Genomic DNA, 14,370 nt, shown 5'->3' on the forward strand with positions numbered 1-14,370 from the left:
CGGATCAGTCGAGGGTCCAAAACGTGCCGGGCTGCAACGCGGCGGCCTCGCCGGTCAACCGGTTGCCGCTCAGCTCGCGCAACAGCAAATAGATCCGTTCCGCCGTCTGTTGTCCGGCTTTTCCGCCCGCCTGCACGATGCCGCTGCAATAGCGCTGCCTGAGCTTGTCCTGGGTGGCCTGGTCATTCGCTTTCAGCATGGGGATCACGTTCCGCCAGGCTTCGTCCTCCGTGCATAACTGTTTTTTAGCGTTTTCCGCCGCGTGCAGAAAATCGTTCACGGCCTGCTTATGAGCGTTAGCCCATCCCTGTTTGAACACATAGCCGATGTTGGCCACCGGCTCCGTAATACCGAGCCCTTGCAGGATCCCCTTGCCGTCGATGATTTGCCGGTAACCCCGGGCTTCCAGCCGCGCCGCAAAATGCCAATAATTCAGCGCCGCGTCGATACGCCCGAGTTTCAGTTGCTCGTTGATCAAAGGCGGCGCGCCGAAGATTTTTTCGACGCTCGCCTCCAGGTCGACCCCTTCTTTTTTCGCCAGCGCCTTCAGCAGCAGCCAGTTTTTATCCAACTCGCCGCCCGCGATGCCGAGGCGTTTGCCTTTCAGGTCGGCGATCGACTTGATCGGGCTGTCGCCGGGAACGATCAGCGCGCCGGAGGTGGTCGAATACGGATAGAACGTCAAATCGGCGCCCGAGGCGCGCATTCTGGACACCCAAATCCAGTCCGAAACGATCATGTCGACCGCGCCGGACTGCAGGGCGATTTTGCCGGCCTCGGCGTTCGCGAGCGGCTGCGTCGCTACCGTAAAACCGCGCGCGGCTTTTTGCGGGTCATGTTCCAGCACCGACAACTCCCAGCCTGACGTACCGGCAGCTTGGACGCCGATACGGATCGGAACTTGATCGCCCGCGCTGCCGGCACTGGAAATCGACAACAGCGCACCCAAAAAGATGTGATTCAGTTTGTTCATGAACATAACATTATAATTTGTCGGGTTGATATTCTATTCCTTCCGGAACGGGGCCTCTAGCCAAGCTGGAATGGCGAATCGAACAGAATTACTGTTCGACCGTCACGAAGCCCATTTTCGCGATGCCTGCATGCTGCACCGCGGCCATCGCTTCGGCAACTTTGCCGTAATTGACGGCCTGGTCCGCATAGAGGTGGACGGCGATTTCCGGATCGCGGGCCAGTTCTTCTTTCAACGCCGCTTCGAGCGCTGCCGTATCGGCGAGCGGTTTTTTATTCAGCGTCAGCACCCCGTGCGCGTCGATGCCGAGCTGCAGCGGCTGATCCTTCACATCCGCGGTGGTCTGCGCGGTTTTCGGCAGGTTCACCTTGACCGACTGAGTCAACAGCGGAGCGGTGACCAACAAGATAATCACCAGCACCAGCATCACATCCACCAGCGGCGTTACGTTGATCTCGCTAACCGCGTCCTGATCGTCCGATTGCGCTTTAAAAGCCATGTCATTGCCTCGCGTGCGCGTCCGAATTGAACGCAATGTGCAGAAAGCCGTCGGCGAAGTTTTCCAGGCCGACCCGGTGTTGCTTCGCGCGCTTCACGAAATAGTTATAGGCCAGCACCGCCGGCACCGCGACCGCAATCCCGATCGCGGTCGCAATCAGCGCGTCGCCGATCGGGCCGGCCACCACGTCGAGACTCGCCGAACCGCTCTTGCTGATGTCCTGCAACGCATTCATGATCCCGAGCACGGTCCCGAACAGACCCACGAACGGCGCGGTGCTGCCGATGCTGGCGAGCATGGTGAGGCCGCTTTCCATCGTCCGCAGTTCATGCTGGGTCTGGATGCGCAGGGCCTGTTCAAGCAAGGCTTCCGGCTCGCCGCGGTATTTCAATGCCGCTCCGCCGGTCTCTTTCAAGTCGGTCAGCCAGACGAAGCCCCGTTGTGCGATGTTCGCCTTGGGGCCGCGGATGAGTGGGGCCGGCAGGTTTTCGGCCGCCTCCAGATTCGACGCTTCCCAGAAGGCGTCCAGGTAGCGCCGGTTATCGCGGCTGTTCCGGCTGAACTGCCAAGCCTTGAATACGATGATCGTCCAGGTGATCACCGAGAACAGCAGTAAAGTGTAGAGTGTGCCGTCAACGATCAGCGACGGGGCAATTTGCGGGGGCATCAACTTCTCCAGAGTTAGTCGTTCAATTTGAATTGGATCGGCACGGTCACCGCGCTGGCAATCGGCGCATCGCCGCGTTTGGCCGGAATGAAGGTCCACTGCCGGACCGCCTCGACCGCCGCCTCATCGAGCAATTCGTGGCCGCTGCTCTGCTGCACCGCAACGGCGGCGCTGTGGCCGTCGGCGGTGACCTGGACGCGCAGCAGCACTTTGCCCTGCCAGCCGCGGCTTTTGGCCAGGCGCGGATACTCGGGCTTCGGATTGGATTTGTAATTGGCCCGATAGTTCGCTTCGGTAAAGGGTTCCGCCTTCGGCTGTGCCGGAGACGCGGCCGGAACCGGGAGCTGAGGCCGCGCCTCCGTCGAGGCCGGGGCGGAGGCCGCGGTTTCCGCTTTCGCGGCCGACGTGGGTTCGGGCGGCGCGGCCGGCACCGGTCTGGGCGCCGGTGCGGGAACGGCCGGTTTGCGTACTGTGGGCGGCTTCTTCGGCGGTGCGGGCGCTTTCTTCGGCTTGACCGGTTCGGGCTCGGGTTTAGGCTGGACGACCGGCGGTGCGGGCCGTGCCGCTTGCGGCGCCGGGGCGGTCAGCAGTTCCACCGCCATCACCAACGGCTCGGCCGGCGTTTCCGGCACCGGCGCGCACTGCAGGTAAGCGATCAACACCCCATGCGCCAGCAGCACCCCCAGAAATATAAAGATCAATTGCCGATGCAGAGAATCGCCGTTTACCGAACCGCCATCCGGGGATAGACGCGCCGATTCGCTGGGGCTCTCGCCCGGAGCGTTTTCCCGGATTTTAAAAAACTGCATGAAGGTAGTCAGACCGAGCAAATAAAAAGGGCTATTTTAATAGCCCCGGCAGGGATTTACCAATCGGCAGAGGCTTGCCCGGCATTTCGGAACTGCGTACATATCGGCTTTAACCGTCAAAGCGAAAGATGATAAAATCCCGAATTCCTATCGTTCCCCTATCGATTGCCGCGCAACCGCGGCGCATCCAACATTACATCATGTCTTTTCCACACCGTTCATCACGACATTTATCGACACTGGCCGCCCTGTTACTGACTGCCTGCGCGGAAACCCGCCAGATTGCGGTAGGCGGGCCCGAAATGACCACTCAGCCTTTGGAGCCGCTGGCCGGATTTCAAGCGATCGACGGCGACGATTACTACGTTCGGCTGGTTTCCGAATTCTCCGGTCAGGGCGACAATTTTCTGAAAGGCGGCTGTTCCGACCTCGCGCCCTACCAAAAAGGCGATCTGTCGGCCGCCCTGGTTTACCGTGTCCGGAACGATACGATCAAATTTCAGGGTGAAGCCTCCGGCTTTCTGTACCAGGCCACGACCGGCAAGTGCAACTTCAGGTTCGACGCCAAAAAACTTTATCTGACGCCCTGGCTGCGCCTGGATACCGGCAACCAGACACAACTGGATTACGACTTCTATACCAATGCGAACAGCGACCTGGACGTGTCGAGCCTGGTCGGCGACGTGAATGCGGCAAGCGGCATTCTGGCCTTGACCGGCGCGGGGCTCGGCGTCGCGATCATGGGACAGATGGCCGGGCAATGGGTACAAGCCAATCAACAGGCTGCCCCCGTACAGGATCAATCTTCCGCGAAGCAGAGTTCGGAATCGCACTCGCTGCCGGCACTGACCGCCTACGCCGGTAAAACCGGCAAACTGAATCAGGCCGTATTCGACATTTTCGAGATCGACGAAGGCGGGCTTAACCCGTTCAAAGTCGAAACCAGAACGCTGGGCAAACTGAAGGTTTATCCCGAAATCGCGCCGACGCTGCTCCTGCGCGCCGGGTCCGGTGGCGTGCCCGATGCCCGCGACATGTCCTTCGAAGAACTGAGCCGGTCGACGATCAAATCCGCATCGGGCGACATCAGCTTGGCACAATTGCTCGACCAGTCGCAGCCGCTCGACAAACCCAACCTGAAGCCGGACTGGAAAAATTACACGGAGGCGGAAAACAACTGCCGAAAGCTGAAACTGACCATGAAGGCGCTGGGCTTCAACAAGTTCGACCGCAACGCGCTGCTGTATTATTTCCTCGCCAACAGCGGCGACTGGAAAAACTACAACACCGACCGGCGCCGGGCGACGGACAGCGAGCTCCGCCCGAGAGCGATCGCCGAGTACCGCACAAAGAATTTCGGCGTCTGTCTGGCTGAAGACGATTATGCGGTCATGAAAACGATGGGCCTGGCGGTCAATACGCGGGCCGACTGGGATCAGCTCGATGCCACGAGCCTCCAGCAGGAACGGCTGTTCTCGCCCCTACAATCGATCGAGCGGCAATTGCTGGCGGTGCTGCGGAATACGTCGGCCGCCGAAATGGAACGGCAACTGTATCCGCTATTGATGACCGGCGACAAGGTGAACGGCAAGGTCTTGCTGCAAAACCATCTGGGCGATTTCGGACTGGAAAGACTGTTGAATCCGCCGGCGACGGCCGTTCCCGCCGCGCCTGCGCCGATCGATACCTCCCTTCCGCCGGCGCCTCCCGCACCCCAGGCCGCACTTCCCGTTTCGCCGATTCCCGGCGAGGGGATTCAGGTCAGCGCGGCACAACTGACCCAAGTATTTCAAAGCCTGAAAATCGGCGAATTGAGCTGTGCGCGTCCGGCGCCGGGGCTACAAGGCAAAGGCATCGGCATTCTGCTCTTCACGACCCGCGAAGGCAGTCCGAGAGCCAAAGGCGGCGCGCTGGAATTCGAATTCGCGGACGGCAAAATCAGCCGGATCGCTTTTCAGCTACCGACCTTCCGCGACTTTGAACAGGACATTGCCGACCGCCCCGAAGTCGGCGGCTGCAGAATCGATCCGGCCTGGCTGACGAAACTGCACTAATAAGACAAAACCGGCGGCCCGCTGGGCCGCCTTCCGGCTAAGGCTCGGAAATACGCATTTCGCCCTGATCCTGGGCGATTTTGAAATTCCGGAGAATGTTCATCCCGAGCAGCGGCTGGCTCAGGTTCGGAACGATCATGCCTTCCGCATCCTTGACCAGAAAATGTCCGAACCGGAGTTCCGGGATCACCGCCGTGCAAACCTCGGCCCTGCCGTTCGCCGTGTCCATCACAGCCTTTGCTTTGCAGACGATGCCGGCCGCCGAGGCCTCGTCGCGGGGCAGCGACACGACCGAAGCGCCGGTATCGATCACAAAAACCAGCGGTTTACCGTTGATCGCGCCGTCGACAAAATAATGCCCGCTGCCGTGCTGCGTCAATAGCAACGGGGCAGGCGTTTCAGGCGCTTTTGAAGGAGGGATTTTGCCGGTCTGAAAGGAAGAGAGGGCTTCGGTCTTCGCTGCGCAAGGCGTTTTTTGATACAGCAGACGGCCTTCCGGGTTTTTGCATTTATAAATCTGCGCGGCAAAGGATGGCTGCATGGCCAATGCCGTCAAAAACACACCGACGAAAAACTGGATAATTGGTTTGCGCACAACGCCCCCGATCGAATCTGTCTGCTGCGGCGTACGGTATTGTCGCCGAACTTATCAGACACTATAGACGATACCGGAGGATATTGCTGTTTTGGGGCCAGGAGATCCGCTGCCGACGCATTTTCGATGCATCGAAGCATGCAATATTCTTCCCTCGAACGATGCTTCGTCCGAAAGGCAATAAAAAAGGGCTCAGGTTTTCACCTGAGCCCTTGAATTCGTGGTGGCGATGGGTGGGATCGAACCACCGGCCTTGGGGTTATGAATCCCACGCTCTAACCGGCTGAGCTACATCGCCTTCTTGCTAGCTTCAATAGAAGCGGAATTATAAATAGGGTATAGTCCTTTGTCAAACGTTGAATCGAAAATGCATCACGTCGCCATCCTTGACGATGTAGTCCTTACCTTCGAGTCGCCATTTGCCGGCGTCTTTCGCCCCCTGCTCGCCCTTGTAGGCAATAAAATCTTCGTAGGCGATCACTTCGGCGCGGATGAAGCCGCGCTCGAAATCGGTGTGAATCACGCCGGCCGCTTGCGGGGCGGTCGCACCGATCGGGATGGTCCAGGCGCGGACTTCCTTCACGCCGGCGGTAAAATAGGTCGCTAGGTTCAATAATTTGTAGCCGGCGCGGACCACCCGGTTCAGGCCCGGCTCTTCGAGCCCCAGATCGTCCAGAAACTCCTGCTTTTCTTCGTCTTCGAGCTGGGCGATTTCGGCTTCGATCGCCGCGCAGATCGGCACGACCGTCGCGCCTTCCTTCGCGGCAAACGCCTGCACCGCATCGAGCAGCGGATTGTTCTCGAAGCCATCGTCCTGCACGTTCGCGATGTACATGGTCGGCTTGATCGTCAACAGGCACAGTTCCTTGACCCAGGCTTTTTCGTCGTCTGACAACCCCATCGCGCGCGCAGGCTGTCCTGCATCCAGATGCTGATAGATTTTTTCGAGCACCTCTTTCTTGGCCAGTTCGTCCTTGTTGCCTGACTTGGAGGCTTTGGCAGCCCGCGTCAGCGCTTTCTCGACGGTCGCCATGTCGGCCAGCGCCAGTTCGGTATTGATCACTTCGATGTCGGAAACCGGATCGACCTTGCCTGCAACGTGCACGACGTTCTCATCGTGGAAGCAGCGCACGACATGCGCGATCGCATCGGTTTCGCGGATATTGCCGAGAAACTGGTTGCCGAGCCCCTCCCCTTTCGAGGCGCCGGCGACCAGGCCCGCGATATCGACGAATTCGATCGTGGTCGGCAGCACGCGTTCGGGCTTCACGATCTCCGCCAGTTTGTCCATCCGTCCGTCCGGCACCGGCACGACGCCGACGTTCGGGTCGATCGTACAGAAAGGGTAGTTTTCGGCCGCGATCTTGGCCCGGGTCAACGCGTTAAACAGAGTCGATTTGCCGACGTTCGGCAGCCCGACGATTCCACAATACAATGCCATAGGTTGCTATTTTTCGAATCGGAGAGGGTATTTAAGGGCGGCAATTATACAGCAAACGGTTATTCAGGCGGCCGAGATTTTCAGCTTCACGGTCAAGCGGCGGAATTCGGCATCGGGCATCGCATCCTTTACGATCAGCAGCGCTTTCTTGCGGGTCGAGCGCGGCTCGTAGTGCAGCCAGATCGCAAACGGCGTCAGGACGGATGACGGAAGTATCGCCACCGGTTCGTCATCGATGGCCCAACCCGAACCCTCCAGATAGCCGATCGCGACTTGACGGCTTCCTGCCTCTCTCGCCGCAAAGTAAAAATGCACGGGAAGCACGAGGCTCAGCAAGAGTTTTCCGGGCCAGGGCAAGGCGCTGATCAGGCAGGCGATCATCGCCAGGCCATGCCCGGCCGATAAGGCATACTGCAACCGGCGGGACGGCCCGACCGCAAACCGGGCGGGATGAAGGGCATGAGGGTAAGGCACGACTGAACTCCTGAAGATTCGGCCCGGAATGAATGATTGCACAAAAAATGGAAACGACTTGGATCATAGGATTATATACGGCAATGACTGTTCGCGGATTAGGGTGAGCCATTATCTAAGAATTTGGCCGATATTAACTTCCTAGTATGAGGGACAGACCTGCCAGGTTTTTAAAACCTGGCAGGTCTTGGGCCGATAAGTTATTTGGAGCCAAATCCTAAGGAACTTCATATTGCAGCCGGGTCCCTAATAAAACGATTCTTATAGATTTATAAGAAGAGCGCTATGTGAATTTATACAGTAAATAAGGGAGGCGTTATGGCAAGAGCAAATCCTATTCAAGTGCAAGAGTGCTTATCCGGCATGGATTACCCTGCCGATAAAGAAGAGATTATCAACCATGCCAAAGATCAGGGCGCGAATGAGGATGTGATGCAGGCACTCCAACGGTTGCCGGAACAAGATTACAGGACCGCTGCCGACGTGAGCCGGGCTATCGGTCAAATTCAATAACTTTTTGAGCCATTGGTACTCATTGATATACAGCATTTTAGATCGAGCTCAGCTTCGGTCTAAGGTGCTGTTTTTTTTACGGCGGAAATAAAACAGGCCCAGGCAAAGCTACTTCGGCGTAATTCCACATTTTTGCCCAGCCCATCATATACGCAAGTGTTCAATCCCCTCTTTGAAAAAGAGGGGTTAGGGGAGATTTTTTAGATAAATCCCCCTCGATCCCCCTTTTTCAAAGGGGGAGGTGTTTTTGGCGAAACCCTCCTTTTTCAAAGGAAGAGGGGGACACTTACTCTATATTCAAAACCTTTCTTATTAAGAATTACACCTGACGCCAATATATAAACTGGCGTTAATAAAGGGCAGGCCGTTAAAAAGATCGACCTAAGCTCGCTGACGTACATACGGGGAAATGATTACTAATAGAATAAGGAACGAGAATAATATTCAGGAGGTACTGTATGGCCATATCAGAAGAGACCCGGAAAACCCATGATACTCCCTCGAAATGCGCCAACCCTGCCTGCAGTTGCAACGTCTCTCCCGACCGGAAATACTGCAGCGAGCAGTGCGCCGGCATGGCTACCATGGATAGCTGCGACTGCGGCCATCTCGAATGCGAAGCTTACACGGAGCAGGAGCGATGAAAGGCAACGTCAGCGATTTTCTCGTGCGGCGCTTGTCCGAATGGGGCGTCAAACGCATTTACGGTTATCCGGGCGACGGCATCAACGGCGTATTCGGTGCGCTGAACCGGGCCTCCGGCCTGATCGATTATATCCAGGTGCGGCACGAGGAAATGGCCGCCTTCATGGCCTGCGCGCACGCCAAATTCACCGGCGAAGTCGGCGTCTGCATCGCCACCTCGGGGCCCGGCGCGATCCATTTGTTGAACGGCTTGTACGACGCCAAACTCGATCATCAGCCCGTAGTCGCGATCGTGGGGCAACAGAAACGCGAATCGCTGGGCGGCAACTACCAGCAGGAAGTCGATCTGATTTCGCTGTTCAAAGATGTCGCCCATGAATATGTTCACATGGTCACCACGCCGTCGCAAATGCGCCATATCGTCGATCGCGCCATGCGCATCGCGCAAGTCGAACGCAACGTCTGCTGCATCATTATTCCCAACGACGTTCAGGAAATGGATGCCGAAAAGCCGCCGCGCGAACACGGCAGCGTGTTTTCCGGCGTCGGTTACCAACTGCCGCGCACCGTGCCGCAAGCCGAAGAACTCCAGCGTGCGGCCGACATTTTGAATGCCGGCGAAAAAGTCGCGATGCTGATCGGGGCCGGCGCGCTGCGGGCAGCGCCTGAGGTTTTGGAAGCGGCCGACCTGCTGGGCGCGGGCATTGCCAAGGCACTCCTAGGCAAGGCCGCCGTACCCGACGATCTTCCCTTCGTAACCGGCTCCATCGGGCTGTTGGGCACCCGGCCCAGCTACGAGATGATGACCGATTGCGACACGCTGCTGATGGTCGGTTCGAGCTTCCCCTATTCCGAATTCCTGCCCGAAGAAGACCAGGCGCGCGGCGTGCAGATCGATATCAACGGCCGGATGACCAGCCTGCGCTACCCGATGGAGGTGAACCTGATCGGCGACAGCGCGGAAACCCTGCGCTTGCTGATTCCGCTCCTCAAACGCAAAGATGACCGCAGCTGGCGCGAAAGGATCGAAAAGAACGTCGCAAACTGGTGGGAAACCCTGGCGGACCGCGCCATGGAATCGGCCGATCCGATCAATCCGCAGCGGGTGTTCTGGGAGCTGTCGCCGCGCCTCCCCGATCACTGCATACTGACTTGCGATTCGGGTTCGGCGGCCAATTGGTATGCGCGCGACCTAAAAATCCGCACCGGCATGATGGCGTCGCTGTCAGGCGGCCTGGCGACGATGGGCTGCGGCGTGCCGTATGCGATCGCGGCCAAGTTCGCCCATCCCGACCGCGCCGTCATCGCGCTGGTCGGCGACGGCGCGATGCAGATGCTGGGCATGAACGAACTGATCACGATCGGCAAATACTGGCAGCGCTGGAGCGATCCCCGTTTAATCGTACTGGTTCTCAACAACCGCGACCTGAACCAGGTGACCTGGGAGCAGCGCGCCATGGCCGGCGATCCGAAATTCGAAGCCTCGCAAGATGTGCCCGATTTCCCTTATGCGCGCTTTGCCGAACTGGCCGGCCTGCAGGGAATTCGCGTCGACCGGCCGGACCAGCTGGCCGACGCCTGGGAGCGCGCGCTCGGCGCCGAACGGCCGGTCGTGCTGGAGGCCACTGTCGATCCCGACGTGCCGCCTTTGCCGCCGCACATCACCTTCAAGCAGGCGAAAGCCTACGCTTCGGCGATCCTGCAGGGCGACCCGGATTCCGTCGATGTGATCAAGGCTTCGATGAAGCAGATCTTTTGAGCGAAGATAATGCACGCGGCAAGCCGCCCCAACTTCAATGGCCCACCCATCGCCGGCCTGCGGGGGTCGGCCTTCCTGATTCCGACCGCTTCGCCGGAATCCGACGGCACGTTCGCCTGGGAAGCGACCACGCTGGTGCTGGTCGAAGCCCGTGCAGCCGGCAAGACCGGCATCGGTTTCAGTTATGCCGATACGTCGACGGCCAAACTGATCAACGACACGCTGGCCGGCCGGGTGGTCGGCTGCGATGCGCTGGCGGTCGAGTATTGCCGGAACGCCATGACGGCAGCCATCCGCAATCTGGGCCGGCCGGGCATCTGTGCGATGGCGATTGCCGCCCGATAACGCACTGTGGGACTTGAAGGCGCGGCTTCTCGATTTGCCCTTGGTTTCGATGGGGACAGGTGAGAACGGGCATCCCCGTGTACGGCAGCGGCGGCTTTACCTCCTATTCGATCGAGGCACTGCAGGCCCAGTTATCCGGCTGGGTCGAACAAGGCATCCGGCGCGTCAAAATGAAAATCGGCCGCGAACCGAAAGAGGACGTGTACCGCGTCGCCGCCGCACGCGAGGCGATCGGGCCGGACGCGGAGCTTTTCGTCGACGCCAACGGCGCCTATTCGCGCAAACAGGCTCTGGCGATGGCGCAGGCCTTTGCCGAAGCGGGCGTGTCCTGGTTCGAAGAACCCGTTCCGAGCGACGATCTGGAAGGGTTGCGGATGCTCCGCGACCGGGCGCCGCCGGACATGGACATCAGCGCCGGGGAATACGGCTACGACTGCGCGTATTTCCGCCGCATGCTGGAAGCCGGCGCCGTCGATGTGCTGCAGGCCGACGCGACCCGCTGCGCGGGCATGACCGGTTTCCGGCAGGCGGCTGTTCTGTGCCGCGCTTTCAATCTTCCGCTTTCCAGCCATTGTGCGCCGTCGATGCATGCCCATGCCTGCTGCGCGGAGGCGCCGGTACGGCATCTGGAATTTTTTTACGACCATGTGCGCATCGAAAAAATGCTGTTCGACGGCGCGCTCGAACCGGTGAACGGGGAGTTGAGGCCCGACCTGTCCCGGCCGGGTTCGGGACTGGGGTTCAAGCATGCCGATGCCATGCCTTATGCGATTTAAGCCATGACGATCGCCAAGCCGGATGCACAGGCCCTTGCCACGAAGCTGCGCCGAACACTCCAGGGCGAAGTGCGCTTCAACGACGGCAGCCGCGCGCTTTACGCCACCGACACCTCGAATTACTGCCAAGTGCCGATCGGAGTCGTCATACCTACATCGGTCGACGACATCGTCGCCACCGTCGCTGCCTGCCGCCGTTACAACGCGCCGGTGGTTTCGTCGCGGCCGGGATATCGCCGCAGCGCCGCCTGCCGCGTTTTGCGCCGGAAACTTTCCGGCACTGGTTCAACGCGCGCGCGTCCGGCCATCCCGGCCAGCCGGACGTGATGCTCTGGCCGGATACGTTCAACAATCATTTTCATCCCGAAACCGCCAAGGCCGCTGTCGCGGCGCTGGAAGCGGCGGGTTTTCGGGTGCGCATCCCCGGGCGGCGTCTTTGCTGCGGACGGCCTTTGTACGATTTCGGGATGCTGGACCAGGCCAGGCACCGGCTGCGGCAGATTCTTGCCGAGCTGCGTCCCGCCATCGAAGACGGTATTCCGCTGGTCGGTCTGGAACCCGCCTGCGTAGCGGTTTTCCGCGACGAACTGGTGAATTTCTTTCCCGACGATGAGCTGGCGCGACGGTTGAGCCGGCAAACCTATTTCTTCAGCGAATTCTAGATGCAGAAGGCGCCGGAATTCACTTTTCCGAAGCTGGAGAAAAAAGCCCTTTTGCACGGGCATTGCCATCAGAAAGCACTTGCGGACATCGCCGCCGAAAAGGCCCTGCTCGACAAGCTCGGGCTGGACGTGCGGGTGCTCGACTCGGGATGCTGCGGCATGGCCGGCTCGTTCGGCTTCGAACGGGACAAAGCCGGCGTGGCGGCGCAAATCGGCGAGCTGGTGCTGTTGCCGGCGGTGCGCCAGGCCGAACCGGACACGCTTTTGCCGAGGAAGGCGCCTGCATCGGGCTGATCGGACGCGATCCGGACCGTCTCGAACAGGCAGCCGAAGAAGTGCGGCGCCTGGGCGGAACGGCGGCGGTGTGTCCGGCCGACGTCGCCGACGCGGCGCTGGTCGAAGCGGCGGCGGCCGGCGTGGAAGCGGCATTCGGGCGTATCGACGTCTGGATCAACAATGCAATGGCCACGATCTATTCGCCGTTCCACGAGATTTCCCCGGAGGATTACAAGCGGGCCACCGAGGTGACCTATCTGGGCGCCGTCTACGGCACGATGGCGGCGCTTCGGCGCATGCGGCCCCGGAACGAAGGATTGATCCTGCAGGTCGGTTCGGCGCTGGCTTACCGGGCGATTCCGCTGCAGGCGCCTTACTGCGGCGCCAAATTCGCGATCCGCGGCTTTACCGACGCCCTGCGCTGCGAACTGCGGCACGACCGCAGCCGGGTCAGAGTGACGATGGTGCATTTGCCCGCGCTCAATACGCCGCAATTCGACTGGGGTAAAAACCGTCTGCCGATGCGGCCGCAGCCGGTGCCGCCCATTTTCCAGCCGGAAATGGCGGCCAGGGCCATCTGCTGGGCCAGCCGCCACTACCGACGCGAAGTCTATGTCGGTTTACCGACCATCAAAGCCATCTGGACGAACAAGTTCGTTCCCGGTCTGGCCGACCGCTATCTGGTGCGTACCGGCTATGCCGCCCAGCAAAGCCGACAGCCGGCCGAAGCCACGGATCCCGACAACCTGTGGCAGCCCGTGGCAGGCAACTTTGCGGCCCGCGGCCGCTTCAGCGGGCGAGCCGAAGACGGCACCCTGCAACTGTGGGCAAGCCTTTACCGCGGCCCGCTTGCCGCAGGCTTGCTGGCGGTGGCGGGACAGGCGCGATAAATCCGCCTTGAGGGAACTTTGAATAAATCCAATTATCTCCCTCCCCTTTGGGCATAAGTACCCGTTGAACGTACTTGGCACAGAGCAATGCAAGAGCGATTACCGGGAGCGTAGGAGGGGTAGAGGCGCCAGCCGAAACCCATCGATCGAAGCCCATCGCAATAACCATACCGTACACCGGTTGATGGGTTTCGCTTCGCTCTACCCATCCTACTTCCATGTTTGGCAAGGCGAGAAGTTGTGTATCGAGGCTCGTCCGTACCGGCACTAAAATCCATCCACAATCAAAGGAGGTCATCGCCATGAATATCGGCCACAAGCGCTGGATCGTCGCCGACGGTTACATTCCGGCGGGCAGCACCGGCAGAGGACGGGAGTTGGTCAGCCACGATGCGCTGTGCATTCTGAACTGCGGCCACCGGGACGCGCGAATCGAGATCAAGCTTTACTTTTCGGACCGCAAGCCCGCCGGCCCGTACCGCTTTACGGTCGAGGCGGAGCGTACCCGGCATCTGCGCTTCAACGACTTCGCCGATCCCGAGCCCGTACCGCACAATACCGATTACGCCAGCGTCATCGAAGCGGGCGCGCCGGTCATCGTCCAGCATACGCGCCTCGATTCCCGGCAGCCGGCGCTGGCCCTAATGACTACGATCGCTTACCCGGCGTGATGCGATGAATTGCCCATCGGCCGAGGATAACCGGAATGCGAATCGCGGACCGCTCGCGCGTGATCGCCTGCATGAGAGCATCGAGTCAGAACCGAGCCTTCGCTGCCGTATTTCGATGGACGCTTCGCCGTGGTGCACTTCCGGCATGAACGCGTCACTGAGGCCGAGGTCTGTGCCGCGGTATGCTTGCCGGGTGTCAAACGCCATAATCTGCAAAAATTAGGACTTGATCGATAACTGCAAAAAATGAGTCCGAATAAAATTTCCCCTGGATAGACAAGCTTCGCTCCCATCTATCTGTCACTTGCTATCGTTATTCGA

18 protein-coding genes and 1 tRNA gene are annotated in these 14,370 nt (G+C 59.7%); 11 read left to right on the forward strand and 8 right to left on the reverse strand.

Going from position 1 to position 14,370, the window contains the following annotated elements; genetic code table 11:
* Positions 1-4: 4 nt before the first annotated feature.
* From CC94_RS0104000 to CC94_RS0104015, 4 genes are all read right to left on the reverse strand, one after another.
* Positions 5-979 carry an ABC transporter substrate-binding protein gene (locus CC94_RS0104000; protein WP_031429876.1) on the reverse strand — a complete coding sequence of 325 codons (975 nt, stop codon included), beginning with the start codon at positions 977-979 and terminating at the stop codon, positions 5-7.
* Positions 980-1,061: 82 nt separating this feature from the next.
* Complete coding sequence (locus tag CC94_RS0104005; RefSeq protein WP_031429877.1) at positions 1,062-1,472, reverse strand: ExbD/TolR family protein; 411 nt, start codon at positions 1,470-1,472, stop codon at positions 1,062-1,064.
* Position 1,473: 1 nt separating this feature from the next.
* A complete protein-coding gene (locus CC94_RS0104010) occupies positions 1,474-2,139 on the reverse strand; it encodes a MotA/TolQ/ExbB proton channel family protein (RefSeq protein WP_031429879.1) in 666 nt (221 codons plus the stop codon).
* A 14-nt stretch (positions 2,140-2,153) separates the two neighbouring features.
* Positions 2,154-2,948 carry an energy transducer TonB gene (locus CC94_RS0104015; protein WP_051911371.1) on the reverse strand — a complete coding sequence of 265 codons (795 nt, stop codon included), beginning with the start codon at positions 2,946-2,948 and terminating at the stop codon, positions 2,154-2,156.
* Positions 2,949-3,148: 200 nt separating this feature from the next.
* Between CC94_RS0104015 and CC94_RS0104020 the strand changes: the two genes are divergently transcribed.
* Positions 3,149-5,002 (forward strand): hypothetical protein, encoded by a 1,854-nt coding sequence (locus CC94_RS0104020; RefSeq protein WP_031429883.1) that lies wholly within the window; start codon positions 3,149-3,151, stop codon positions 5,000-5,002.
* Positions 5,003-5,039: 37 nt separating this feature from the next.
* Here CC94_RS0104020 and CC94_RS0104025 read toward each other — a convergent pair whose 3' ends face one another.
* The 4 genes from CC94_RS0104025 to CC94_RS0104040 form a co-directional block, all read right to left on the reverse strand.
* The gene (locus tag CC94_RS0104025; RefSeq protein WP_245619695.1) at positions 5,040-5,597 is read right to left on the reverse strand and encodes a TIGR02281 family clan AA aspartic protease; all 558 of its coding nucleotides are present in this window, start codon (positions 5,595-5,597) and stop codon (positions 5,040-5,042) included.
* 221 nt (positions 5,598-5,818) lie between these two features.
* Positions 5,819-5,895, reverse strand: a tRNA-Met gene (locus CC94_RS0104030).
* 51 nt (positions 5,896-5,946) lie between these two features.
* Positions 5,947-7,038: a redox-regulated ATPase YchF gene (gene ychF, locus CC94_RS0104035; RefSeq protein WP_031429886.1), complete on the reverse strand. Its 1,092-nt coding sequence runs from the start codon at positions 7,036-7,038 to the stop codon at positions 5,947-5,949.
* Between the two features lie 63 nt (positions 7,039-7,101).
* The gene (locus CC94_RS0104040) at positions 7,102-7,512 is read right to left on the reverse strand and encodes a protein YgfX (protein ID WP_005374151.1); all 411 of its coding nucleotides are present in this window, start codon (positions 7,510-7,512) and stop codon (positions 7,102-7,104) included.
* Between the two features lie 318 nt (positions 7,513-7,830).
* On the opposite strand from CC94_RS0104040, the gene CC94_RS0104045 reads away from it, so the two are divergent.
* The 10 genes from CC94_RS0104045 (at position 7,831) to CC94_RS0104075 (ending at position 14,049) form a co-directional block, all read left to right on the forward strand.
* On the forward strand, positions 7,831-8,025 hold the full coding sequence (locus tag CC94_RS0104045) for a DUF2795 domain-containing protein (protein ID WP_005374152.1): 195 nt from the start codon (positions 7,831-7,833) through the stop codon (positions 8,023-8,025).
* 458 nt (positions 8,026-8,483) lie between these two features.
* The gene (locus CC94_RS23560; protein WP_005374153.1) at positions 8,484-8,669 is read left to right on the forward strand and encodes a hypothetical protein; all 186 of its coding nucleotides are present in this window, start codon (positions 8,484-8,486) and stop codon (positions 8,667-8,669) included.
* Entirely contained in the window at positions 8,666-10,429 is a 1,764-nt protein-coding gene (locus tag CC94_RS0104050; RefSeq protein WP_031429887.1) for a thiamine pyrophosphate-requiring protein, read from the forward strand. Before CC94_RS23560 ends, CC94_RS0104050 begins: the two co-directional genes overlap by 4 nt.
* A gap of 9 nt (positions 10,430-10,438) precedes the next feature.
* Positions 10,439-10,774, forward strand: a complete 336-nt coding sequence (locus CC94_RS24535) for an enolase-like domain-containing protein (protein WP_245619696.1) — start codon at positions 10,439-10,441, stop codon at positions 10,772-10,774.
* A gap of 59 nt (positions 10,775-10,833) precedes the next feature.
* Positions 10,834-11,550, forward strand: coding sequence for an enolase C-terminal domain-like protein (locus tag CC94_RS24540; RefSeq protein WP_245619697.1), 717 nt, complete (start codon positions 10,834-10,836; stop codon positions 11,548-11,550).
* A gap of 3 nt (positions 11,551-11,553) precedes the next feature.
* Entirely contained in the window at positions 11,554-11,877 is a 324-nt protein-coding gene (locus CC94_RS0104060; RefSeq protein WP_031429888.1) for an FAD-binding oxidoreductase, read from the forward strand.
* Positions 11,877-12,212, forward strand: a complete 336-nt coding sequence (locus tag CC94_RS0104065) for a (Fe-S)-binding protein (RefSeq protein ID WP_031429889.1) — start codon at positions 11,877-11,879, stop codon at positions 12,210-12,212. Before CC94_RS0104060 ends, CC94_RS0104065 begins: the two co-directional genes overlap by 1 nt.
* Positions 12,213-12,506, forward strand: a complete 294-nt coding sequence (locus CC94_RS24545) for a hypothetical protein (RefSeq protein WP_245619698.1) — start codon at positions 12,213-12,215, stop codon at positions 12,504-12,506. It abuts the gene before it with no gap.
* Positions 12,506-13,378, forward strand: a complete 873-nt coding sequence (locus CC94_RS0104070) for an SDR family oxidoreductase (RefSeq protein WP_245619799.1) — start codon at positions 12,506-12,508, stop codon at positions 13,376-13,378. The genes CC94_RS24545 and CC94_RS0104070 overlap by 1 nt, the downstream gene beginning before the upstream one ends.
* A gap of 302 nt (positions 13,379-13,680) precedes the next feature.
* Positions 13,681-14,049: a sensory rhodopsin transducer gene (locus CC94_RS0104075; protein WP_031429892.1), complete on the forward strand. Its 369-nt coding sequence runs from the start codon at positions 13,681-13,683 to the stop codon at positions 14,047-14,049.
* Positions 14,050-14,370 lie beyond the last annotated feature (321 nt).

This window comes from Methylomicrobium agile (assembly GCF_000733855.1).
Classification (GTDB): Bacteria; Pseudomonadota; Gammaproteobacteria; order Methylococcales; family Methylomonadaceae; genus Methylomicrobium; species Methylomicrobium agile.